Genomic DNA, 23835 nt, shown 5'->3' on the forward strand with positions numbered 1-23835 from the left:
TTATTTCTCCCCCTCATTATTGCGTGTAATTGCTTGAGTCATAATCCGTTGTTGTTCATTTTTATGGACAAGTGGATCTCCCTCAGCCGGGCTTGATCTGCGCTTCCTTCCTATATATGTTACTGAAAGATTGCCAGGAGCCGCTGCATTTAGGCGAGGTTCAACAAATGTCCAAGCACCCATGTTTTTAGGTTCTTCTTGAGCCCAGAAGATTTCTTTAAGATTTGTATATTTTTTCAGGGCTTCCTGAACTCCAGTGAATGGGAATGGATAAATTTCTTCGATACTGATGATTTGCAACCAATCCGTATTTTTTTCAGTTGCCGCTTTTTCACGAAGTTCAACCGCCAATTTACCTGATGCAAAAACAATGCGTTCAACCGATTTAGGTTTTTTGCCCAAAGCTTTGGTTTCTACGAATGATTCAAAAGCGCCTTCACTGAATTCTTCTGCTGTAGAAGCCATCACTTGATTACGAAGCATACTCTTCGGTGTCATGATGACTAGCGGACGGACTTGCTCTTGATCCAAAATCTTAGCTTGTCTTCTAAGGATATGGAAGTATTGAGCTGCCGAACTTAAGTTGGCAACTGTCCAGTTGTTTTCAGCCGCTAATTGAAGGAAGCGTTCCAGTCGTGCACTTGAGTGCTCTGGTCCTTGCCCTTCATAACCGTGTGGAAGCAGCATGACAAGACCTGATTTTTGACCCCATTTTGCACGGCCTGCCGCGATAAATTGGTCAAAGATCACTTGTGCTGTATTAGCGAAGTCACCGAATTGCCCTTCCCATAATACAAGTGTCTCAGGTGCAAATACATTATAACCATATTCATAAGCCAGAACTGCCGTTTCAGTAAGCGGGCTGTTATGAACAGCGAATGATGCTTTGGCAGTTTCAAGTGTGTGAAGTGGTGAATATGTTTTGCCATTAACACTATCATGTAACATGATATTACGTTGTGCGAATGTTCCACGCTCTGAATCTTGTCCTGTCAAACGGATTGGTGTGCCGTCACTCAATATGGATGCAAATGCCAATGTCTCGGCATGAGCCCAATCAACTTTTCCGTCAGCACCAAAGGAATCCAAGCGACGTGATAAAATCTTTCCTAATTTTTTATTAGGAGTGAATCCTTCCGGCCACTTAACAAGTTCTTCGTTAATTGTAACAAGTTCTTGTTTCGGAACTGCCGTTTCAATGGCTGGAAGTCCTTTTTCAATAATTCCAGGAGGATTACACTCTTTAGAAGCTTCCGGTTTATTTCCGGAAATTTTCGCATATGCATCTGCAAGCCTTGTATCCACTTGCTCAGCAATCGCTTTAACTTCAGCTTCAGTGAACTCACCAGTTTCAATAAGTTTTTTCCCATAAAGCTCTTTAACGGTTGGGTGCTTATGAATTAATGCATACATTTCAGGTTGAGTCACCAATGGCTCATCCATTTCGTTATGGCCGAAACGTCTGTAACCGATCAGGTCGATCAAGAAATCCTTATTGTATTTTTCACGGTATAGGTTAGCAAGGTTCACAGCAGCCATACATGCTTCTGGATCATCTGCATTCACATGCACGATCGGCACTTCAAAGCCTTTTGCCAAATCACTAGCATATAAGGTTGAACGTGAATCTTCACTTTCCGTTGTAAAACCGATCATGTTGTTGGCGATGATATGGATGGCGCCCCCAACTTGATAACCGCGTAAACGGCTTAAGTTAAACGTTTCAGGTACAATTCCTTCACCCGGGAATGCTGCATCACCATGTATCAGGATTGCAAGGGATTTGGAAATGTCCTGAACAGGGAATCCTTTTTCTGAACGGTCTTCTTGAGCCGCACGAGAATACCCTTCCACGATAGGACCGACCACTTCCAAGTGACTTGGGTTATTGGCAAGTGTAATCCTTGCTTTTTGTATATTAGCTTTAGTAATCTGTTTATCCAGACCTAAATGGTATTTAACATCACCGGTCCATCCATTGTTAATGCCTGTTGAACCTTCGGAAGGAACCAAATCTTTATTAGGTGAATGTTGGAATTCAGAGAAAATGACCTCATATGGCTTTCCTAATACATGTGCAAGCACATTCAAACGTCCACGGTGAGCCATGGCAATATTCACATTCCCCGTTCCGTTTTGAACAGTTTGTGAAATCATTTCATCTAAGATCGGAACCAAAGCATCCAGTCCTTCAATAGAGAAACGTTTTTGCCCTACATATGTGCGGTGAAGGAATTTCTCGAAGCCTTCTACTTCATTCAATCTTTTAAGTAATAGTTCTCTTTTCTCTTTTCCCACTTCCGGGAACATGTTTCCGGATTCGACCATATCAGTAAGCCATTGCTTTTCATCCAAGTCATTAACATGATGAAATTCAAAGGCTATCGTTTTTGTATAGAGTTGTTTTAGGTATTGTACGGCTTCGTATCCGTCTTTCACGTCTTCAGGTGATTCCGGACAAATTAAGTCACCCGGTATTTTCCTTAAATCATCTGCAGTCAAGCCATATTTTTCAAAGTGAATTTGTTCAGTGTCCAGAGCTTCTTCTTTTAAAGGATAAATATTTGCAGCAAGATGTCCGTATGCACGGATATTTTCAGCTAAATTAACTGCAGACATAATTTTCTTCATTGGAAGAACTTCTCCAGTTTGTACAGTTGGTGCACTTCCAGTCGTTGTTTCTGCCGATACATCGAATGAAGGAGGACCAGATACTTCAAAAAAGTTTTTCAGTTCCGGATCCACTTCTTCCGGGTTGGCTAGAAATAAATCGTATTGCTCCATGACATACCCAAGGTTTGGACCTGAAAAAGTTTTCCATTGGTCGTATACCTTAGAATCATTGATGGTCATTTTGTAAACCCCCAAATTTTTCTCATAATTTTTTTCATTTCGTTTTATCCATCCCCAAATTTCTTTCTTCTAAATTTTCCCCAAATATATGATATATATAAGATATATAATAAATAACTTTGGTTATTGAATAATAAAATTTTAAAGGATAAAACGTTTTCAGATGTTATATTAACATGTTTTTGTCGAAATATCCAAAGGTTAAACCACTTTATGCAACCTTTTTTAAACTATATTTCTGTTTAATTCGTCAAAAATCGCTTTTAATTGTCTTTTTTGCTCATTTAAGTCTTTTTTTCGCTAAAAAAAGAATTTTGTATTTTTGTATAATGATTATTTTTCAGGTAAATTTAACTAGTTTGAAAACCCTTTCACCTCAATCAAACTTCCAAGCTGTTAAACTCAGATTGCCATATTGAAAGCTTCTGTGCAGGAGAGCTGCTTTTTTATTGTCATCCCCTGACCCCATTGCGATGACCAATGGAATGAAATGCTCTTTGGAAGGCACAGCCTCTGTACTGTAAGGGCCGATTTTTTCATAATTGAACAAAGATTGTAAATCCCATTTCACGATTTTCTCTTCGACCCAGTTCTCAAACTCGATTGCCCATCCTTCTGCAACATGCATATCTTTCTGAATTTGGGTGAAATTATGGACAATTCCACCGCTTCCTATGATTAGGACATTACTTTCCTTTAATTCTTTCAGTGCTTTCCCAATTTCATACTGCTTGTCCAATGGCAGCGCAGGACTGATGGACATGGATACGGTCGGGATGTCAGCTTCTGGATACATGATATGCAAAAGCCCCCATGCTCCATGATCCAGGGGGCGCCTTTCATCTAGTTCCCCCAATACACCTATCCTGGACAATAAGGTTAAAATTCGATCTGAAAGCTCAAGGCATCCCCTGGCAGGATAAGTTATCTGAAATATTTCTTCAGGATATCCTGCAAAATCATAAATGACTTCATGCTTCCCTACTGCAGAAATCATTTGATCTTCATTTTCCCAATGTGCTGACAAAATAACGATGGCAGCAGGTTTCTTCATAGCTTGCATAAAACCCTTCAAAAAAGAAGTGTAGCTATTCTTTTCCAAAGCCAATAGCGGTGTTCCATGTGATAAAAACAATGATGGCATCATAGAAACGATAAATCCTTTCACAATGTAATCTCTATATCCTATACCTTAATTTACTATAGATAAACAATGTGTTCATCAATTAAATTGCATTTTTGGGGTTGTCTCATCAATAGTATCAAAGGTATACCCTTCTTTTTTTAGGAATTCAATTATATCAGGCAATGCTTTCACTGTATTTTTCATACTATTGATATCATGCAATAAGATATTAACATGCTTTTGATCTTTCGTCCCTTTTTGTACAGCAGTAATGATTTGTCGTTCACTTATTGACGGACTGATGCCATCTGTCGAGTCAATGGACCAATCAATGTATATATACCCTTTGTCCTTTAGTTGTTGAAGGATTCCATTGATGATGGGTTTAGTGGCAGCCTGATGCCGCAGACGATTATTCGAGCCGCCAGGAAGGCGCACAATTCGGCTTTTTAACCCATACTCCTTTTGAAGCATGGTTTCAAGTCTATTCAAGTCTTGAAAGAAACCCTCAGTCGATCGATAAATGATGGAATAATCATGTGTATATGAATGTAGGGCAATCGAATGACCGCGGGAAATCATTTCCTGATAGCTTTCCTTTGCGTATGGCTCTTCGTTGCCTTTAACGAAAAATGTGGCTTTAACATGATAGCGGTCCAAAATATCCAATATCTTCATGGTATTCAAAGATGGTCCGTCATCGAAAGTCAAATAAGCGATTTTCTGATTTTCCTTACTTTTTAGGAGCGGTGTCATCTCTTCAGGTACCATTGCATGCACTTGAATGTTTTGCACAGCCACAAGAAACAAAATAATAATGAAAGAACCCGCCATGGAAAGAAATAATTTAAGCTTACTCTTCATAGGTGTTGCATCCCCTTCCTTTTGACCATTAAGATGTACCAATAAAGGGGTTTCATGCGCAACAAGGCAGCGGTAAAAAATACCGCTGCCTTATAATATGAATTATCGATCGACATTAAAGTAACGAGCTTCAGGATGTGCAAAAACAATGGCGGAAACGGAAGCCTCTGGTTCCATCATGCATCCTTCAGTCAATTCCACTCCAATATCTTGAGGTTGTAACAGGCGGAATAGCTTCTCCTGGTCTTCCAGATTAGGACAAGCAGGATAACCAAAAGAAAACCTTTGTCCGGTGTACTTAGCGGCAAATCGCTCTTTCATGGACATTTCAATAGGATCGCTTATGCCTAAATCATCGCGCATTAATTGATGAATTCTTTCCGCGAACCCTTCAGCTGTTTCGAGAGCAAGTGATTGAAGGGCGTGATTTTTCAAGAAATCACCTTCAAGCTTAAGTTTTTCTGCCCATTTTCTGATTCCTTTTCCGGCAGTGACCAGGAAGAAACCAACATAATCCATTTGCCCGGAGGAGACCGGTTTCGCGAAGTCCGCTAAACAAAGATGCGGATTCGTATCTTGCCTTGGAAATTCGAAAGTTTCCAAAACCTCATGATGATTGTCCGGGTTGTATACCAAAAGCTTATCGCCTTCGCTTTGAGCAGGGAAAAATTGATAAACTGCATTCAAGCCATAATCCGGTTCCGTCTTAAGGAATTCAATCAATTCATCAACGAGATCATTGAGCTGCACCGCTTTTTCATTCCCTTGCTTAAGCAATTCGGAAACTTTACCCTTTAACCCCAAATGATGACCAATCAGCATTTGCCTATTAATATATGGCTGGATGACATCCAATGGATAGTTCTTCAGGACGTGACGCTTGATGTCACGCGGTATTTGAACAGGAACATCGCTTAAAGGGGCAGCTGTGGACTGCTTACGGACAGGTTTTTCCAGCGTTGCGGCAATGGCGGCATTCGCTTTCGACCTTTCTCGTTTCTCGACTAACTCTTCCAAGTACACCACTTTTTTGTCAGAGTCATGTAAAATATTCGTTACTGCCAAACCATCCATCGCATCTTTGGAATATAAAACCGGTCCTTCATATTCAGGTGATATTTTAAAATCGGTGAATTTACGTGATAATGCTGCCCCTCCCACTAATATTGGGGTATCTATTCCCGCTTGCCTTAAATCCTGAGCGGTTAAAACCATTTGCTGTGCAGATTTGACAAGTAACCCAGATAGGCCAATGATGGTTGGCTCATGTTTTCGAACCTCTTCTATGATTTGTTGCGGTGCCACCTTGATCCCTAAATCAATGACTTCATAGCCATTATTGGATAGGATGATATCCACTAGGTTTTTCCCGATATCATGCACATCTCCCTTGACAGTCGCCAAAAGGATTTTCCCTTTCTTAGCACTATCTTCAGAGTTTTCCATAAGTGGTTCAAGGTGAGATACAGCCGCCTTCATCGCTTCAGCACTCTGAAGTACCTCTGCGACAATAAGTTGGTTGTCATTAAACAACCGCCCCACCTCACTCATGCCATCCATCAATGGTCCATTGATGATTTCCAATGGGGTATCACCGCGCTCAATCGCTTCATTTAAATCATCAACCAATCCTTCTTTCGTTCCTTCGATAATATAGTTACCTAGACGTTCGTCCAATGGCAGGATCACACCATTATCCTTCTTCTCCGCTTTTTTTCCACGATAAAATTCGGTAAAAATCGCTAAAGTTTCAGTTGAAGTCTCAAACAGGAGTGCCTCAGCCAGTTTCACTTCCTCTTCCGGAATCAGTGCGAAACGTTCAAGTTTTTCTGTATTCACGATGGCATAATCGAGTCCCGCTTTTGTACAATGGTAAAGGAAAACTGCATTTAATATTTCCCTTCCCCTCGCTGGCAGACCGAAAGAAACGTTAGAAATGCCAAGTATCGTTAGGCATTCTGGAAACTTTTCTTTAATAGCCTTTATTCCATTCACCGTCTCTAAAGCAGATCCGATATATTGTTCATCTCCTGTGCCTACAGGAAATACAAGCGGATCAAAGATGATGTCACTTTTGTTTAGACCGTACTTATTGACGAGCAGATCCACAGACCGTGTTGCCACTTCCAATTTCCGTTCAGCATCGACGGCCATCCCGATTTCATCTATGGTTCCTACGACAACGGCAGCACCATATTGATGGACTAAGGGTATTATTTTTTCAAAGCGCTCTTCACCATCTTCAAGGTTTATGGAATTAATGATCGATTTTCCTTGTGAATGTTTTAATGCTTGTTCAAGTACAACTTCATCCGTAGTATCGATGACCAATGGGACTTTCACTTTTTTGACGACCTCTTCTACAAATTCCTTCATATCGCCAAGCTCATCCCCATCAGGATCAGCAAGACAAATATCAATGACATGGGCGCCTTTTTTCACCTGGTTACGTGCAATTTCGGCTGCTGGCTCGTAATGCTTGCCGCGTATCAGCTCCTTGAATTTTCGGGAACCGATAACATTCGTCCTTTCACCTACGAATAAAGGACGCATTGAATCATCATAAATGAGCGGCTCTATGCCTGATACGGCATGACCATGGGCAGTTTCCGTTACTGTACGGGGCTTCATGCCTTCGAGGACCCTGGAAAGTTCTTTAATATGCTCTGGTGTCGTACCACAACATCCGCCTATGATATTGACCCATCCCTTTTCGGCAAATTGCTTCATTTTCTCTGCCAGGGAAGTAGGTGACTCATGATAGTGGCCTTCTTCATCAGGGAGCCCGGCATTCGGATAACAACTGATGGCGCTATTCGATATATCGGCAAGTGTCCTGATATGGTCTATCATGAATTCCGGCCCTGTTGCACAATTAAGGCCGACAGCTACTGGTTTCATATGTTCAACCGATAAATAAAAAGCTTCTATGGACTGGCCGGCAAGTGTCGTGCCCATTGGTTCGATTGTTCCGGATATGATGACAGGCACATCTTTTCCTGTTTTTGCAAATGCTGCTTTGATTCCAGAAAAGGCAGCCTTGACATTAAGCATATCCTGACAGGTTTCCACCAACAGCAAGTCTACACCGCCATCCAAGAGACCCAGTGCCTGTTCTTCATAAGAATCGGTTAAAATATCAAAAGTCGTTCCGCCCGTTACGGAAAGCGTTTTTGTAGTGGGGCCCATCGAGCCAGCTACATACCTTGGCCATTCCTCATTGGAATACTTTTCACAAGCTTTAACGGCAAGCTCAGCTGAAATTTTATTTAGCTTGTAGGCGATCGTGCTTATTTGGTATTCCTCAAGAACGATGCTGGTCGCTCCAAAGGTATTTGTTTCAATGATATCTGCGCCCGCTGCTAAATATTTTTCATGAATGGATTGGATGATTTCCGGTTGCGTCAGTGATAAATATTCATTGCAGCCCTCGAATTGTTCCCCGCCAAAATCTTCTGCTGTCAAATTCTCCGCTTGAAGCATGGTTCCCATCGCCCCATCAAGTAGGAGAATCTTTGAATTTAACTGATCTTGAATCGCTTTTTTATTCATGTACTGCCACCTCTGATGTCTGTTTACTATCGACTTTTCTAATATATTTCGTAAGTTCCGCCGTCATTTCATAGCGAAGGAACGGAGTGATTAAATATATGCCCTTGAATTTTTCCCTTGCCGCGTCCACCAGTTCCCGCGCGATATTAACCCCTTCCATCCTTGACTTTACAGGGTCATCCCCCGCTAAAGCCATGGCCCTTCTTACGTTATCAGGCAATTTGATGCCTGGGATTTCATTATGGATGAATTCTGCGTTCCTGGTGCTTGTCAAGGGCATGATACCGATGAAAATCGGTGTTTCTAAATGTTTTGTAGCTTCATGTACTTCTTCGATTTGCTCCACCGAATAAATTGGCTGTGTCAAAAAGGATTGAGCTCCGCAGGAAATCTTCTTTTCCATTCTCAGTACGGCTTTATCCAGATATTTCACATTGGGATTAAACGCTGCCGCAATTTTAAAATTCGCCCTTTGACCCAAACTTTGACCGGAATAGGAAAGGCCTTCATTAAATTGTTTGACCATGCTTATAAGGTCAAAGGAAGATAAATCATAAACCGAGGTGGCACCCGGGAAGTCCCCTATTTTTGAAGGATCTCCGGTGATGATCAATAATTCATTCAGCCCCACCGTCTGCAGTCCCATTAAATGTGACTGCAGGCCAATCAAATTTCGATCACGGCATGTTATATGCACCATCGGATTAATATTCAATTGGTTCTTCAGTAAATTAGCCAGTGCATCATTCGATATCCTTGGTGAGGCAAGTGAATTATCCGCTAATGTAATGGAATCGACCCCTGCTTTTTTCAAAACCTCAGCACCGGTCATGAAACTCTCTATTCCCAGCTTTTTCGGTGGATCAAGTTCAACTAGGATCGTCCTTTCCGTCTTGGCCTTTTCGTACAGCGGAAGTTCCAATTCTCTTTCGTTCACTTCAATTATTTCTATTTCACGGGATTTCGTAACTTTCTCTTTTACAGGAGCAAAACTTCCGATCGCATTCTTTACAGCTTGAATATGCAGTGGCGTCGTTCCGCAGCACCCGCCTATAATAGCGGCACCTTGCTCACGAAGTTCCAGGGCACTTGAACCGAAATATTCAGGCACAGCTTTATAGACGAGCCTTCCATCCACATAATCCGGAAGGCTGGCATTAGGGTATATGGCAATCGATGCTTGCTTTGGCAAACTCACTTCTTCCAAGGCCCGGATCATATGATGTGGACCAAGACGGCAATTCACCCCAACAACATCGGCACCCAATTGCTCGAGTTTTTGAAAGGCTTCATTTAAATGGATTCCATTTTGGAGATTACCCAGTTCATGCATCGAAACATTTGCGATGATCGGCAGTCCAGTTTCATTTTTAACGATTTGCAGGACGGTTTCCAGTTCCTCCAGGTCATAAAATGTTTCCAAGAGAATTCCATCAGGGTTTTCCATCAACAGACTGTATAGCTGTTCACGAAAACCCCGTTTAATCTCTTCCATGCTTAAATCCGATTTCCTGATACTCCGCTGTGCCCCTATGGTACCGAAGACATACGCCTTTCCTTTTGCCGCTTTTTTAGCAAGAATGACTCCCTGGCGGTTGATTCTGCTAACTTCATCTTCAAGTCCATACCGTTTCAATTTGTTGAAATTGGCTCCGTATGTATTCGATTGAAGAATATCTGCACCAGCCTCCAGATAGGCACGGTGGATGGATTCTATTTGATCCGGATTCGTGCAGTTTAATTCCTCATAACATTGATCGATGCCATTTGAGTACAATAAGGTCCCCATTGCCCCTTCCCCAACCAGCATTCTTTCTTTCACTTCTTTACGAAAATTCATCATTACACCCTCTCTCAAAAACAGTCCTGTTTTTGTCGTATTTTATGAGTATGAGAGAAAAGGAAAAAAAAACCTTCTCAAAGAAGAAGGTTTTTTGAAACATTCTCCTCATCTATCAAGCTCTGCTTGCTGGATTTAGCACCTTTGCCTAAGCTGGTTGCTGAGGTTTCTTCGGGCCAGTCCCTCCACCTCTCTCGATAAGATCCATTTATATAATTTTCACAAGATTTCAAAATTAGATTATATTTAATTTACATTAATAATCTGTCAATTTCAATACCTGATCGACATTTTTTTCACTTTTGCAAAAATGATTCAATCTTTTGCAGCTTGAACCCTCTTCAAGATTCTTTCTTTCCAGTCTTCCGCTAACGAGTCTAGAGTAAGTAAAGCCTTAGCGCCTTCCAGCCCATCTCGTTTATGGAGGATTACCTCTGCTGCATAATGAACTGAAATTTTTTCTTGCAAACGATCTATTAGCACGATTTCGTTTTGTTTATTTATCGTTCCTTCTTGAAGCACTCTTGCAAAATAACCAGTGAAACTCGTTTTCAGCACGAGTTCCAAAAACTTAGGTTCTTGATTGAAGTGGGAAATGGTTGAACAAGGTATCCTCCCCTGGTTAATTTGAACAATCACTTCGCCTATTTGATAAATATCGCCGATATACGTGGCTTCTTCCCTCATCCCCGCTACGGTTAAATTTTCACCGAATGCTGGGATATCCAGCTTTTTAGAGAATTTTTCATTCCATAATGAATAATGCTCAAAGGGGTAAAAGCACAAAGCCCGATCAGGACCTCCATGGAACTTTACATTACCTACCCCATCACCAATTATGCCTGATTTAGTCACTGTCACATTATCCTGTGCTTGTTTATCCATGGCTGAAAAGATATCGACATGCGAAAAATTTTCATGTTTCGGCTTCCCCGCCTGAAGTGATTTTATTTTTCCATTTTCCATTTTGCATCTTCCATTCATATTTAATTTATATCATCCTATATGTATAAATTATACTAAAAATCCATTATATTCAGTAGCTTTTATAAGTATATGAAGTGAAAAAGCCACACGAGCCGTTAAATGGGCGAAATATCATTGATTTCCAGAAAAATTCATAGGTTTGTTTCAGTAATTTTGTTGCTATTTCAGAATTAAATATGGTAGAATATGAACACAATATATAGTCGAAAACTACAACCGTTCGCCTATATGTTGATTTTCACGATTGAATTCCTCATTGTCGCTCTTTAGGGAGCGAATTTTTTTGCCTTCATTACCATCCATCATTTTCTTTTAATTCCATTCATATCCTCAAATCGTGATTCACTTACCTATTTGCACTTTCCTTCCCTATGCAAATCCCTCCCTGTAAAGTCACTTTCATTCCCTTATAAGAGGCCTGATTCCTTTCTAAAACAAGCAGAAAGCCGAGCGACACCATATGTCTTCCGCTCAGCTTCCTGTTTAAGCTTGTTTCTTTTTTTTCGGTGCCGCTTTCTTTCGGGTTATCTTTTTCTTTTCCGGTTCATCATGTTTCGTTCGGTCAATGGATGCCTGTAATGCCTCCATTAAATCGGTTACATTGTTGGAAACTGGTTCTTTTGTTTTGGCTGTAATCGTCGTCTGTCCCGTTTTCTTTGATTCAATCAATTCAAGTAACGCGGTTCGATAGTCATCGGTGTATTTTGTCGGATCGAAAGTAGTCGTTAATTGATCTATCAATAATACGGCAGTATCGATTTCTTTTTTTACAATGGTATCATTGGCTGGGATATTCGGAACATCCGCTGTGGAACGGACTTCATCCGGATAATGAATCGTTTCCATCACCAAGGTATTATCAACGACTCGGATTACCGCCATTTGTTCTTTAGAGCGAATGATGATTTTCGCTAATCCTACCTTATTCGATTCCATGAGGGCCTGCCTCAAAAGGGAATAAGCTTTTATCCCTCCATCATTAGGGGACATGTAGTAACTCCGATTGAAATAAATAGGATCTATTTCTTCAATTTTAACGAAATCCACGATTTCCACGGCTTTTTCTTCATTTTGTTTTTTCATTTGCTCCAGTTCATTGTCTTCCAATACAACAAATTTTCCCTTTGTATACTCAAAAGCGCGGACTATATCATCCTTCCCCACTTCTTTCTGGCATACCGGACAAACTTTTTCGTATTTAATCGGTGAATGACATTCCTTATGCAACGTCCTTAAAGAAATATCCTTATCCTCCGTTGCAGCATGAAGTTTGATCGGAATGTTCACCAAACCGAATGATATGCTCCCCTTCCACATCGTATGCATATTCGTCACCTCATAACTTATTTTTAAAGAGAAGAACAATTTTATTATTCCCCTTTGTTCAAAAAAAAACGAAAAAACAATTGCCAACTCTAACACTTCGTTTTTTTGGCAAAATAATGTTAATCATTATTTGCGGAGGTGATACAAAAATGAAACCGATGCTGCCAACCTATTACCCCGAAGCCCCCAACTCCAAGGATTGGCGTTATGAAGTCAAATATGACGGCTTTAGGGCTATTTTAACGATTGACTCCGATACCATAAGCATTTCGAGTCGGAACGAGAAGGAATTATCACCACAATTCCCAGAAATCATTGCTTACATCAAAGAACTGGATCTGGAAGAATATCTCCCGCTTCAGTTAGATGGAGAATTGGTCTGGCTTACCAATGAAGCGAAAGCTGACTTTTTTCAAATACAGTGGCGAGGACGTCTTGGTAAACAATCCTTAATATCTGAAAAAGCCCGCTTTTCCCCATGCCGGTTTATAGCGTTTGACCTGCTTCGCATCAACGGAAAAGACTTAGCAGCTAAACCTATGGAAGAACGTAGGGAATTAATGTTGAATATGGGGGCAAAACTTGGCTTTCCTATTCCGCCTGATCCCAACGATAAGGCTTTGATACAATTAATAGAAAGTTTTGACGTTTTGGATAGTGCCTTGAACAAGGTCACCCTATTAGATGGCGAAGGGGTTGTCGCCAAGGAAATTCGAGGTACTTGGCAAGAAGGAAAACGTACTACATCTTGGATTAAGGTGAAAAACTGGAAGACCGTTTCTTGCTTCATTACAGCATTGCACAAGGAAAATGGTTACGTTTCCCTCGCAGTTTTCAAAGAAGGTGCCGTAACGAAAATCGGAAGCGTTAAAAATGGACTGAGTGCTCAAGATAAAAGTATATTGCATCAATTGATCAAGCAAAATGCATCAGACGAAGACGCACAATTTTTTTATATCCATCCATCCATTTGCATAGAAGTTCAATTTCTACACGTATATGAAGAAAATGAATTGCGTGAACCTCAGTTTTCGCAATGGCTTTTACAAACGACTCCCGATGAATGTACCTGGGAGAAATTTGTGCTAGGCCAATACACATTTCCAGATACGGTACAAATAACTTCCAGGGATAAACCGCTTTGGATAACAGAAGGTAAACAGGTGGTAAAAGTTGAATACCTTCATTATTTACGGGAGGTTTCAGCTTTCTTCTTACCCTTCTTGAGGGATAAACTGCTTACGACGATCCGCTATCCTCATGGCACTTTGGATAAAGAAAGATTTTTCCAGAAAAACAAACCTGATTATGCGCCGGCCTTTATTAAAACGTTCATGGATGAGGATATCGAATACATGCTGTGTAACGATATTGAAACGCTTCTTTGGTTTGGTAATCAGCTTGCATTGGAATTCCATGCCCCATTTCAGAAAGCGGGTAAAACAAGACCCGACGAAATCGTCCTGGACTTGGATCCCCCTTCCATCGAATTTTTCTCCTTTGCGATAAAGGCCGCACAGGAAATTAAAAAAGTGATGGAATCATTAAGAATTAAAGCTTTTGTAAAAACTTCAGGTAACAAAGGACTGCAAATTCACATCCCACTGCCTGAAGACAGATTTACTTATCAGGAGACACGCATATTCACCGACTTTCTCGGTGACTACTTAACAAGTTCCAACCCAAATGATTTTACAACGGAAAGAATGAAAATAAATCGGCACAATCGACTTTACCTAGACTTTGTGCAGCATAGTGAAGGAAAAACCATCATCCAGCCTTATTCCCCACGGGGAAATTCTTTCGCGGGTGTGGCTACACCATTGTTTTGGGAGGAAGTGGACGAAAACCTCCAGTTAAAGAACTATACGATTGAAACCATCCCAAACAGAATAAAAAGGGATGGATGTGCTTTTATGGATTACAGACTTGTCGATAATGGACCAGCCTTTTTGGAAGTTTTGTCGTTCCTAAAACAAAAAAAGACCAACAACTGAAGTAAACGTTAGAAGTCGCTTTATTTTATTTGGCAACCTTGAGGGAGTGTAAAATGTTGATTGGAACGTAGGGCGCTGCTTTCCGAGGACGATCCGTTTTTTAAATAAGAAAACTGCAGGCAAACTCGCTTTTCTTCGAGTTTGCCTGCAGTTTGAAGATTTCTTTATAAATTTGCTTTCAAATAACTTTGCACTTCATCCTGAAGCTTGGCATATAAGCTTGTTTCCAATTCAAAATCCTCTTTTTCAAGCATTTCAAATTTTTCAGGCTGATCTAAGTCTATTTCAATCGATACCTTGAATTCATAGGTTGCGTTCCCGATTAAATCAATTGAATACTTTTGGCTTTCTTCATCATGATGGACGACGCATTTAACTTTTCCGCCGTTATTGTAGACAGATATTTCACTTTCCAATACGTTTAAACCAACAGAGCATGTTACAAGGCTTGAAGCCGACATCGCCGTTCCACATGCATTCGTGAAGCCTACTCCCCGTTCGAATGTCCGCACATAAATGCTCCCTGGTTCCAGCTCTTTCACAAAGCTGACATTGACACCATCAGGGAAAAGTTCATTCGGTTGATTGACCTTTGTTGAAAGTTCTTCCTGCAAATCACTTTGTAAAACATCACTATCGACGAGTGTGATCAAATGTGGATTAGGAACCGCCAATGCCGAAAATAGCAGGGTATCATGAAGTTCCGGCAATGGTTCGTTTTGCAGCTGTTCTTTAGCCAATACAAGAGGTAGATCCTTCACATTAAAACTTACTGGTGAAATTTCCACCTTGAAAGTCGGAATGCCCTCATAGATATCTTCCGTTTTTTCCACGAGTAGATCCGCCTTCATTGTTTCCACGATCATTTTATCTAACCCCAGAACGTCGTTCGCGTAACGTGCAACACAGCGAAGTCCGTTGCCGCACATCGAGGCTTCCGATCCATCTGCATTAAAGACACGCATCCGGCAATCGGCATGTTCACTTTTCATTACGAACAAAATACCATCCGCTCCAAGCTTCTCCCTATTGCATAGGGCCTTCGCGAAATTTTTCCGCTCTTCTTCAGTAAACGTCAGGGTTGTAGTCAATTCATCAATGATTAAGAAATCATTTCCAGAACCATGGCTTTTTAAACCTTCAATAATCATTCTGTCACATCCTCTAATATGCTGCTTGTCATTTTTCATTTTTTAATATTCTATATCATAGCATTTTCAAGATGGATGTGTCATCGCGTAAATTACATTAAATCCATTTTTCCGACGAAAAAACCAATAAGAAGAGCGGTTGGAATAAGAATTAACTCATTACAACCGCTCTTTTGAATTATTAATCGATCATACCAATGATGAAATAGACGATAAACATTCCGGCACTCACATACATCGGGGCTGACACTTCTCTCGCTTTTCCGGTTACAAGCTTCAAGAACGGGTACAGGATGAAACCGAATGCCATTCCATCGGCAATACTGTATGTGAAAGGAATGATCGTGATGATCATGATTGCAGGTATGCTCTCGGTTAAATCACTGAAATTCAGCTTTTTTATGTTTCCGAGCATCAAAATGCCAATGATAATCAAGATGGGGGCAATGGCGCTATCAGGGATTACTTTAATCACCGGTATAAATAACAGTGATAGAATGAATAGCACGCCCGTCACCACTGAAGTAAAACCAGTCCTGCCTCCTGATGCGATTCCAGCTGCCGTTTCTACTGTTGCAACGGTAGGACTCGAACCGAATAAGCCTGATAATAGAACGGACACACTTGTCGCCTGCAGCGACTTTTTATAGGCATCCTGGCGGTTGATACTGTCTACATGCCCGTGTACAAGACCAATATTTTCAAAAACAAGAACCATCGTCATCGCAAATACACTTATCCAGAATTCAATCCGGTTTACTTCCAAGAACGATAATGAAAAGAAAAGATCGCCGTAGGAAGCTGTGTCTATGCCTGAAAAATGGATTTCAGATAGTTGAACCGTCCCGAACCAATAGGCAATGAGGCTGCCTGCCAGGATGGTAATCATGAAATTACCGGGGACATTCTTGATGAACAGCGTGATTGCCAGTAAAAAGGTCAACACCGTTGCACACACCGCTGGATCGCTTAAATCTCCGAGTGCGACGATTGATGATGAACCTCCTGTGATTATCCCGCCCTTTTCAAGACCGATTAACATCAAGAATAAGCCAAGACCGACAGATATGGCTTCTTTTATCGAACTTGGAATCGAATCACTGATTAACTTAGAGTATTTTGTAAAAGCGATGACTACAAAAATTACCCCTGAGATAAACACAGCACCAAGAGCCGATTGCCAAGATAGACCCATTCCTTGAACCATGGTATAAGCAAATAGGGCATTTACGCCCATTCCTGGAACGAGAAGGATTGGGACATTCGCCCAAAGTCCAATCATGACACAGCTTAAAGCAGATAAAAGAATCGTGGCGATCACTGCACCATTAATCGGTATGCCCGCTTCCGATAAAATCAGGGAATTCACGATGAGAATATAGACTATCGTAAAATAGCCGACCACTCCAGCAAGGATTTCACGTTTTCCATTCGTTCCATAGTCGGAAAAATGAAAAAACGTTTCCAAGTTTAATTTCTTCATGTTGTATCCTTATTAAATTTATCCCTCGCCCACCCGTTTGTATTAGTGACAAACTACACTTGGCGATTTTAACAAAAAAAAGGATAAAAATAAATAGTAATGATAAAAATTTGAAAAAAACTGCCGGGAATGATCCCGACAGCCTCGATGAATATATTATTTTTTTCCTTCAGAATACCCATCGACTACCAATTCCAGCTTCCCTGTATCAGGGGAAATGATTAGACCATGCACAGGAATATTTTTAGGGATCAAAGGATGTCCTTTAATCACTTCCACACTGTTCTTACAACTTTCATAAACATCATCAAATCCGCGAAGCCAACTGCGGATATCGATTCCTGCAGCTCCAAGTGTATCAATGGTGCTCTTTGGTATATCACGTTCGATCATCTTGTCTACTACAGAATCGGCATCGACTGACGCCATCCCGCAGTCATGGTGAGGTATGACCAATACTTCATCTGCCTTTAGCTCATAAATAGCAACAAGGATACTCCGCATGACACTTCCGAATGGGTGGGAGACGATTGCCCCGGCAGTCTTCAGGATTTTGACATCGCCATTTTTGACATTCAAGGATTTTGGCAATAGTTCAACGAGCCGAGTGTCCATACAGCTTATGATGACCATCCGTTTTTCAGGAAACTTATCCGTCCTATACTTAACATATTCACCTTTTTCTACAAACTGTTCATTATAATCAAGAATCTCATTAAGTAAACTCATATTTACCACCTTTTTAAATGTATTTAACCTATGTATTCCACTATGATTATATCAAATATTTAAAAGATTTGCTAAAGGGTAACCCTAATCAATTTGAACGATGATTCAGAGTGGCTGCACAGAAACCAAAGACGATGATTTTAGGAATTTCAGCAACATTTGATGAAAAAGAAAGTATGGGTGTATTTGTCTTGAATCGTTTCCCCCACTCCAAAGGCATCCAGCCTTCTTGGTATGAAACGATCTTTTCCCCGTCTTTTGTGACAATCTCGAAAGAATTCACGCTCCCCGGCGTTTCGATGGGCATCCATTCCGTACCGTCTTCCTTATAGATCATTCCATTGATTTTCACGAATGATCGATTTTCTTGATACGATCCTATAATGCCGCCCTGATCATCCATGATCGTCATTTTATTGAAAAGCCCCCTTTTGATATGGTACTTAGCCAGCAAACGCCCTTCATGGTCCACCAGTTCATATCGCTTGGTCATGAGCATCGACAAGAAATTGGGTATCATCCACATGAACCACTTCATATTCAAATCCCGTATCTCGCCCATTAGTGACCCATCAGGCGCAAAAAGGAGCAGGCGCAATGTCGGTGCTGGCATAAAAGTCAATAAAATATGTTCATTTTTTAATAACCCGGTATTCGTCCCCACGAGTTCATCAGGCAATTCATTCATTCTATTTTCATATATACGATGACTGACAAATTGGGCAATGCTAAAGAAAATAAAAGGAGACGTGATCAATAATATATTGCCCGGTATCATCGCAAAAATATGGAAAATGAAAAATACAAATGCCAAAAGAAGAGATATCCAAGATGCATGAAAATTAGAATTACTCGTTTTTTGATAATATTCACGTATATTCATATCCCGCTCTGCTCCTCACTCCTTACAAGAAAGATTGCCGCCTTAAGGGCGGCCATTGGCTAGCAGTACCACAATCCGCCCGGCATCCACTTCCTAAAAGTGCATTGAAGTAAATATCATAATACTTTATTCGCGTTAATATGATCTATTCCCTTTTTTAATTAATGGCAATTCCCAACATGGTTCATTACAAAAAGGGTTCCGTATTGAACGGAATCCTTTTACATCATTCTATAATATCCTGAAAATCAACGGGAACCTGTAATCCGTTCCTTCATAAGCCCTAACAGCAGCAATGATGGTGAATACGACTAAAGCTATCCCGATAACCGGCAATAGCAAGAATCCAACCAATACTATAGTGAGTATCCCTGCGACTATTGAATATACGGTGTAGGAAATGAAAAAATTCAAGTATTCCCTTCCGTGATAATCCACAAATTGTGACGATTCCTTCTTCAATAACCAAATCACCAAAGGACCGATAAATGCTGTAAAAAAGCTGATCACATAAATAAGGGCAGCAAACACTCTTTCATCTTTATTAGGCATAGTGTCTTCTCCTCCTTTCTCATATGAATAATTACGAATCAAATGAAAAATAGTTTCATTTTTCCTTTCATTTTATTCGAAAAAAGGTAAAATTGGACTGCTTTTTCTTGATAAAGCCAATAAAATCCGGACATGTTCATCATTCTTGTGCATACAGTTTAAATAATGGATTGTCCTATACCTTCTAGAATGGAGTGATGTTTTTTTGCTGAATGAATTTCAAGCCTTCATCCTTGGGATCATTCAAGGCTTGACTGAGTTTTTACCTATTTCAAGTACTGGACATTTATATTTAGGTCGGCATATTTTCCATCTTGACGAGGCCGGCATTTTTCTGGATACCATGCTCCACATCGGAACATTGCTGGCGTTATTGGTCGTCTATAAGAATGACATAATTGCCATTTTGAAAAATCCTTTCTCCAAAATGACTCTGCTTCTCATTGCTGGGACGATTCCTGCAGTGATTGCCGGCATTTTACTCGGGGATTGGTTTGATGGCCTTTCAAAAACAGGTGTCACCATAGGCTGGGAATTTTTAGCGACCGGACTGATTTTATGGGTAGCGGACGGAGTGAAAAAAGGGGCCAAATCCCTTAATGAAATTTCCATTAAAGATGCGCTGATTATCGGTACCTTCCAAGCTGCTGCCATCATGCCTGCTCTTTCGCGCTCCGGCCTAACTATTGCCGCCGGCCTCTTCTGCAGATTGGATAGGGCCACCGCAGCCTATTTTTCCTTTTTGCTTTCAATTCCTGCCATTACGGGGGGCATCGTATTTCAGATGAAACCGATTTTTACTGGAGATGTTGAACGGCTTCCACTCACTGCGCTTTTCGTCGGAACCCTGGCCGCAGCAATCTTTGGTTATATAGCCGTAGTATGGATGATCGATTTCTTAAAAAAGCGTTCACTGAAAATATTCTCCATTTATGTGTGGGCCCTCGGCGCAATCATTTTATTCATGCAATTCACAGGTAAATTTTAAAGAAAAAAGCGGGCGAAAAAACCAGTTTTTCAAGGAAAAATGCAGGCGTTTGCCTGACGATTTCACCCTTCAAGAAAAAGTTGAAATTTGACGAAAAAAAAAGGCAAAAAACCTATTCCCAAACCGTTTTTTTTTTAGTATTATACCTTCGTAAGGTTCTTTAGATTTGCATATTTTCTGACAATAAAAATAGGGAAGGCAAATGGTGCGCCACCGGTTTCCGGTTCTAGTGGGTTCGATTCCCACCCCGAAATTTTTTGATGAACGACTTAAAAAATTTCGAGGGTGGGCAGCGACTACGCATAAGAACTGCCCTCAAACGGAGGGACGGAAATGTTAAAAAAGAGAGATTTCACAGATTGTTTTTCTCTTTATGAACAAATGACGCATCCAGATGTCTTCCCTTTCGTGCGCCATAAGGTAGATTCATATGAAGAATATGTTTTCATTACTAAGCAAACGATCGAAGCCGAAGATGCTGGGCAACTCATTTCACGAACAATCTTGGATGAATGGGAAAATCCCATCGGTTGTATTTCTTTATACGATATTGAAAATGGTGCAGGTTTCTTAGGCACATGGCTTGGCAAGCCATATCATGGAAAAGGGTATAATGCCATTGCAAAAGACGCTTTCTTCAAAGAGCTTTTTTTCGAGCTCGGTTTGGAAACGGTCTTCATGCGTATTCGCAAAAAAAATATCCGCTCTATAAAAGCCGCAGAAAAGCTTCCCTATGCCGTCAATGCCAACGAAACTAGAAAATCCCTTTATGATCAGATCAATCATGAAGGCGATATCTACGATTTGTATGAAATCCCTAAAGATTTATACACCTTTCATATCCTTAGACAGCATGATGATGACGAACAGCAGTTACTTGAAGCATAAAGCGAAGAACATTTCAATATGGCTTTGTTTATCTTTTCATATAATGGCCGGAGCTTCCAAACCTGGAAAGCTCTTTTTTCCATTTGCATAGGATGTTTAAGATAGATTGCTGCAAATCCCTATTCTTTTTAGGGATATTTTTTTATAATGAATACAATTGACCAATTCATCAATATATTCAAAGCGTCATTGAAAGGACTTAATCATGAAAAAAACATTTGCTTTTATCGTGCAGCTTATCTTCCTGCTCATCATTTGCAAGCTCGGTTATTATTTAGCCAATTTACTTCAATTACCCATACCAGGCAACGTCATCGGCATGATTCTGTTATTCGGTTTATTACAGACGAAGGTTATAAAAGTCGAATGGATTGAACTTACTTCAGGATTTTTGGTAAAGCACCTAGCCTTTTTCTTCATCCCCATTTCAATCAGTTTAATGACAATGGGATGGCTTTTCATTAAATTCGGTTTGCCATTGGCACTTACATTGGGAGTCAGCCTGATATTTGGATTCATCGTTTCAGCTTGGACTGTTCAGAAGCTATCCCATAGAGGAGAGGTTAAGCAGCATGACAGCGCTCATCACAACATATAGCATCTTGATAACCTTCCTTGCCTATTTCATTGGAAGGAAAATATATGCTAAACATCCATCACCTTTTACGACGCCCGTATTTTTCAGTACGGTTACAATAATTCTCGTACTGCTGATCAGCGGTTTGGACTTCGAAGATTATTCACCGGGAAAAGACATCATCACCTATTTCCTGGGACCGGCTACCGTTGCTTTGGCCGTACCACTTTATAAAAATAGAAAGATAATCGTTAAATATGCAATGCCGGCAATTAGCGGCATGATATTTGGTCTTATGGTCACATTGATCATTGCCTTCGCCATCGCTAAAGCATTTTCTCTTCCGCAATTCATACTCCAAGGATTGGCGGTTAAATCCATTACAGTGCCCATCGCTGTTGAAATCACGGAACTTTATGGCGGAAATTCCAATATATCAGCAGCCTTTGTCATTTTGACTGGGGTACTGGGTACGATGATCGCTCCAAAAATGATGGATAAACTAAACATCACGATGCCCTTCGCTCGTGGTATCGCTTATGGTACGATCGCTCATGGTCTTGGAACTGCTCAAGCTGCCCAGGAAAGTGAGTTCACCGGGGCTGTCGCAGGTGCGGCAATGGCTATCGCAGGTATCCTTATTTCCTGTTTTTTTCCTTTTATAAGTAATTTTCTATAAAATAAAAAGAACCGTAACGTCAATGACGTTGCGGTTCTTTTTTATGATTTATCTTTTTTGCAGATCGTCGTATAAACGCCTAAGAATATAGGTTTTATACAGCTCCAGCTTTTTTTTCTCAATTGGATGATAGCTTATCCCTGCAGCTTTCAGCTGCTGAATGAACCATCCTTTGGAATATTCATAAGCCATTCTACCCCCTCCTCTGTTCGAAAAAGATATGCTGCATAGAGGGGATTGATACTTATTTTTTTGCAGCCATTACTTGAAGTAATAATTCATACATTTCAGCTGCCGTTTTGAATGGGCGTTTTTGACGCATTTTTTCCTGATATTCATCCGATTGTTCCAATAAATCCGCTAATGTAGCATTAAAAATCCGGTCATTTAACTCTTCTTCTTGAATGACTTTACAAAAGCCCTGTTTTTCAAAGCTTGACGCATTCAGGATTTGATCTCCGCGGGATGCATTGGCACTTAGAGGGATAAGCAGCATCGGCTTTTGCAAACCAAGGAATTCAAAGATTGAATTTGAACCTGCCCTTGACACAACGACATCAGCAGCCGCCAAAAGATCGAATAATTCTTCATGTACGAATTCAAAAGGAGCATATCCCCTTTGTTTCAATTCCGTTTTCACATTTCCCTTCCCGCAAATGTGTATAATCTGGTAATCCTTTAATAAGGCATCTAGGTTATCTGTTATCAGATTATTGATTTTAACGGCCCCAAGGCTCCCGCCCATAACGAGTAACACCGGTTTGTTATTCGTGAATCCACAGAATGCCTTACCAGCAGAAGCGCTTCCCTTAAAAATCCCATCGCGCAATACAGCGCCTAGATACATGGCCTTTTCTTTCGGAAGGTCTTTTTCCGTTTCCTGGAAAGTGGTGAAAATTTTCGATGCAAGTGGCATGGCAATCTTATTAGCCAGACCAGGCGTATAATCCGATTCATGTATCGCAATCGGTATTCTCAGCATCCTGCCTGCCAAAACGACTGGAACCGAAACGAATCCACCTTTAGAAAAAATGAAATCCGGCTTGGTCTTTTTTAATATTTTTCGTGCATCAAAAATCCCTTTTATGACCCGGAAAGGGTCTTTCATATTTTCAACAGATAGATAACGTCGGAATTTCCCAACGGAAATCGTTTCATAACGGACCTCGGGAAATTCCGTTTCGATGATATTTTTTTCAATGCCTTTTTTTGAACCAATATAAGTAACATCCCAATCATGCTTTAAAAATTCCGGGATGATTGCTGCGTTAACAGATACATGACCGGCAGAACCGCCTCCGGTAAATACTATTTTCTTAGTCAATATTTCCACCTTCCAAACTTAAAAAATCACTTTGCA

General features: G+C 40.6%; 19 protein-coding genes and 1 riboswitch. Of the genes, 5 read left to right on the forward strand and 14 right to left on the reverse strand.

Annotated features, from left to right (window positions below):
- The 7 genes from V3595_RS18470 to ku form a co-directional block, all read right to left on the reverse strand.
- Window positions 1-2853, reverse strand: a complete 2853-nt coding sequence (locus tag V3595_RS18470; RefSeq protein ID WP_485908698.1) for a 2-oxoglutarate dehydrogenase E1 component — start codon at window positions 2851-2853, stop codon at window positions 1-3.
- A gap of 376 nt (window positions 2854-3229) precedes the next feature.
- Window positions 3230-3997 carry a dioxygenase family protein gene (locus tag V3595_RS18475; RefSeq protein ID WP_485908699.1) on the reverse strand — a complete coding sequence of 256 codons (768 nt, stop codon included), beginning with the start codon at window positions 3995-3997 and terminating at the stop codon, window positions 3230-3232.
- A gap of 78 nt (window positions 3998-4075) precedes the next feature.
- Window positions 4076-4843 (reverse strand): polysaccharide deacetylase family protein, encoded by a 768-nt coding sequence (locus V3595_RS18480; RefSeq protein ID WP_485908700.1) that lies wholly within the window; start codon window positions 4841-4843, stop codon window positions 4076-4078.
- Window positions 4844-4945: 102 nt separating this feature from the next.
- Window positions 4946-8395 carry a methionine synthase gene (metH, locus tag V3595_RS18485; protein ID WP_485908701.1) on the reverse strand — a complete coding sequence of 1150 codons (3450 nt, stop codon included), beginning with the start codon at window positions 8393-8395 and terminating at the stop codon, window positions 4946-4948.
- Window positions 8388-10235, reverse strand: coding sequence for a bifunctional homocysteine S-methyltransferase/methylenetetrahydrofolate reductase (locus V3595_RS18490; RefSeq protein WP_402905611.1), 1848 nt, complete (start codon window positions 10233-10235; stop codon window positions 8388-8390). The genes metH and V3595_RS18490 overlap by 8 nt, the downstream gene beginning before the upstream one ends.
- A gap of 105 nt (window positions 10236-10340) precedes the next feature.
- Window positions 10341-10439, reverse strand: a riboswitch (SAM riboswitch).
- 111 nt (window positions 10440-10550) lie between these two features.
- Entirely contained in the window at window positions 10551-11201 is a 651-nt protein-coding gene (locus tag V3595_RS18495) for an MOSC domain-containing protein (RefSeq protein WP_485908702.1), read from the reverse strand.
- A 504-nt stretch (window positions 11202-11705) separates the two neighbouring features.
- Window positions 11706-12548 (reverse strand): non-homologous end joining protein Ku, encoded by an 843-nt coding sequence (ku, locus tag V3595_RS18500; RefSeq protein ID WP_485908703.1) that lies wholly within the window; start codon window positions 12546-12548, stop codon window positions 11706-11708.
- Between the two features lie 149 nt (window positions 12549-12697).
- Here ku and ligD point away from each other — a divergent pair, with 149 nt between their 5' ends.
- Window positions 12698-14545 carry a DNA ligase D gene (gene ligD / locus V3595_RS18505; RefSeq protein WP_485908704.1) on the forward strand — a complete coding sequence of 616 codons (1848 nt, stop codon included), beginning with the start codon at window positions 12698-12700 and terminating at the stop codon, window positions 14543-14545.
- A 164-nt stretch (window positions 14546-14709) separates the two neighbouring features.
- On the opposite strand, the gene dapF is transcribed toward ligD, so the two are convergent.
- The 5 genes from dapF to V3595_RS18530 form a co-directional block, all read right to left on the reverse strand.
- Window positions 14710-15696, reverse strand: coding sequence for a diaminopimelate epimerase (dapF, locus tag V3595_RS18510; RefSeq protein ID WP_485908705.1), 987 nt, complete (start codon window positions 15694-15696; stop codon window positions 14710-14712).
- A gap of 181 nt (window positions 15697-15877) precedes the next feature.
- Window positions 15878-17179, reverse strand: coding sequence for an NCS2 family permease (locus V3595_RS18515; protein WP_485908706.1), 1302 nt, complete (start codon window positions 17177-17179; stop codon window positions 15878-15880).
- Between the two features lie 156 nt (window positions 17180-17335).
- The gene (locus V3595_RS18520) at window positions 17336-17908 is read right to left on the reverse strand and encodes a beta-class carbonic anhydrase (protein ID WP_485908707.1); all 573 of its coding nucleotides are present in this window, start codon (window positions 17906-17908) and stop codon (window positions 17336-17338) included.
- A gap of 88 nt (window positions 17909-17996) precedes the next feature.
- Entirely contained in the window at window positions 17997-18791 is a 795-nt protein-coding gene (locus V3595_RS18525; protein ID WP_485908708.1) for a hypothetical protein, read from the reverse strand.
- Between the two features lie 231 nt (window positions 18792-19022).
- Window positions 19023-19343 (reverse strand): DUF4870 domain-containing protein, encoded by a 321-nt coding sequence (locus V3595_RS18530; RefSeq protein WP_485908709.1) that lies wholly within the window; start codon window positions 19341-19343, stop codon window positions 19023-19025.
- 208 nt (window positions 19344-19551) lie between these two features.
- On the opposite strand from V3595_RS18530, the gene V3595_RS18535 reads away from it, so the two are divergent.
- From V3595_RS18535 to V3595_RS18550, 4 genes are all read left to right on the forward strand, one after another.
- Window positions 19552-20331 carry an undecaprenyl-diphosphate phosphatase gene (locus V3595_RS18535; protein ID WP_352920876.1) on the forward strand — a complete coding sequence of 260 codons (780 nt, stop codon included), beginning with the start codon at window positions 19552-19554 and terminating at the stop codon, window positions 20329-20331.
- Between the two features lie 333 nt (window positions 20332-20664).
- Window positions 20665-21219 (forward strand): GNAT family N-acetyltransferase, encoded by a 555-nt coding sequence (locus V3595_RS18540; RefSeq protein WP_034307447.1) that lies wholly within the window; start codon window positions 20665-20667, stop codon window positions 21217-21219.
- 205 nt (window positions 21220-21424) lie between these two features.
- Window positions 21425-21817, forward strand: a complete 393-nt coding sequence (locus V3595_RS18545; RefSeq protein WP_101225222.1) for a CidA/LrgA family protein — start codon at window positions 21425-21427, stop codon at window positions 21815-21817.
- Window positions 21792-22475, forward strand: coding sequence for an LrgB family protein (locus V3595_RS18550; RefSeq protein WP_485908710.1), 684 nt, complete (start codon window positions 21792-21794; stop codon window positions 22473-22475). Before V3595_RS18545 ends, V3595_RS18550 begins: the two co-directional genes overlap by 26 nt.
- Window positions 22476-22523: 48 nt before the next feature.
- Here V3595_RS18550 and V3595_RS18555 read toward each other — a convergent pair whose 3' ends face one another.
- Complete coding sequence (locus V3595_RS18555; RefSeq protein WP_101225224.1) at window positions 22524-22667, reverse strand: DUF2639 domain-containing protein; 144 nt, start codon at window positions 22665-22667, stop codon at window positions 22524-22526.
- 52 nt (window positions 22668-22719) lie between these two features.
- Entirely contained in the window at window positions 22720-23808 is a 1089-nt protein-coding gene (locus V3595_RS18560) for an undecaprenyldiphospho-muramoylpentapeptide beta-N-acetylglucosaminyltransferase (RefSeq protein ID WP_485908711.1), read from the reverse strand.
- Window positions 23809-23835: the final 27 nt, after the last annotated feature.

The sequence above is a fragment of the Bacillus sp. CFBP9009 genome, assembly GCF_036541465.1.
Taxonomy (GTDB): domain Bacteria; phylum Bacillota; class Bacilli; order Bacillales; family DSM-1321; genus Peribacillus.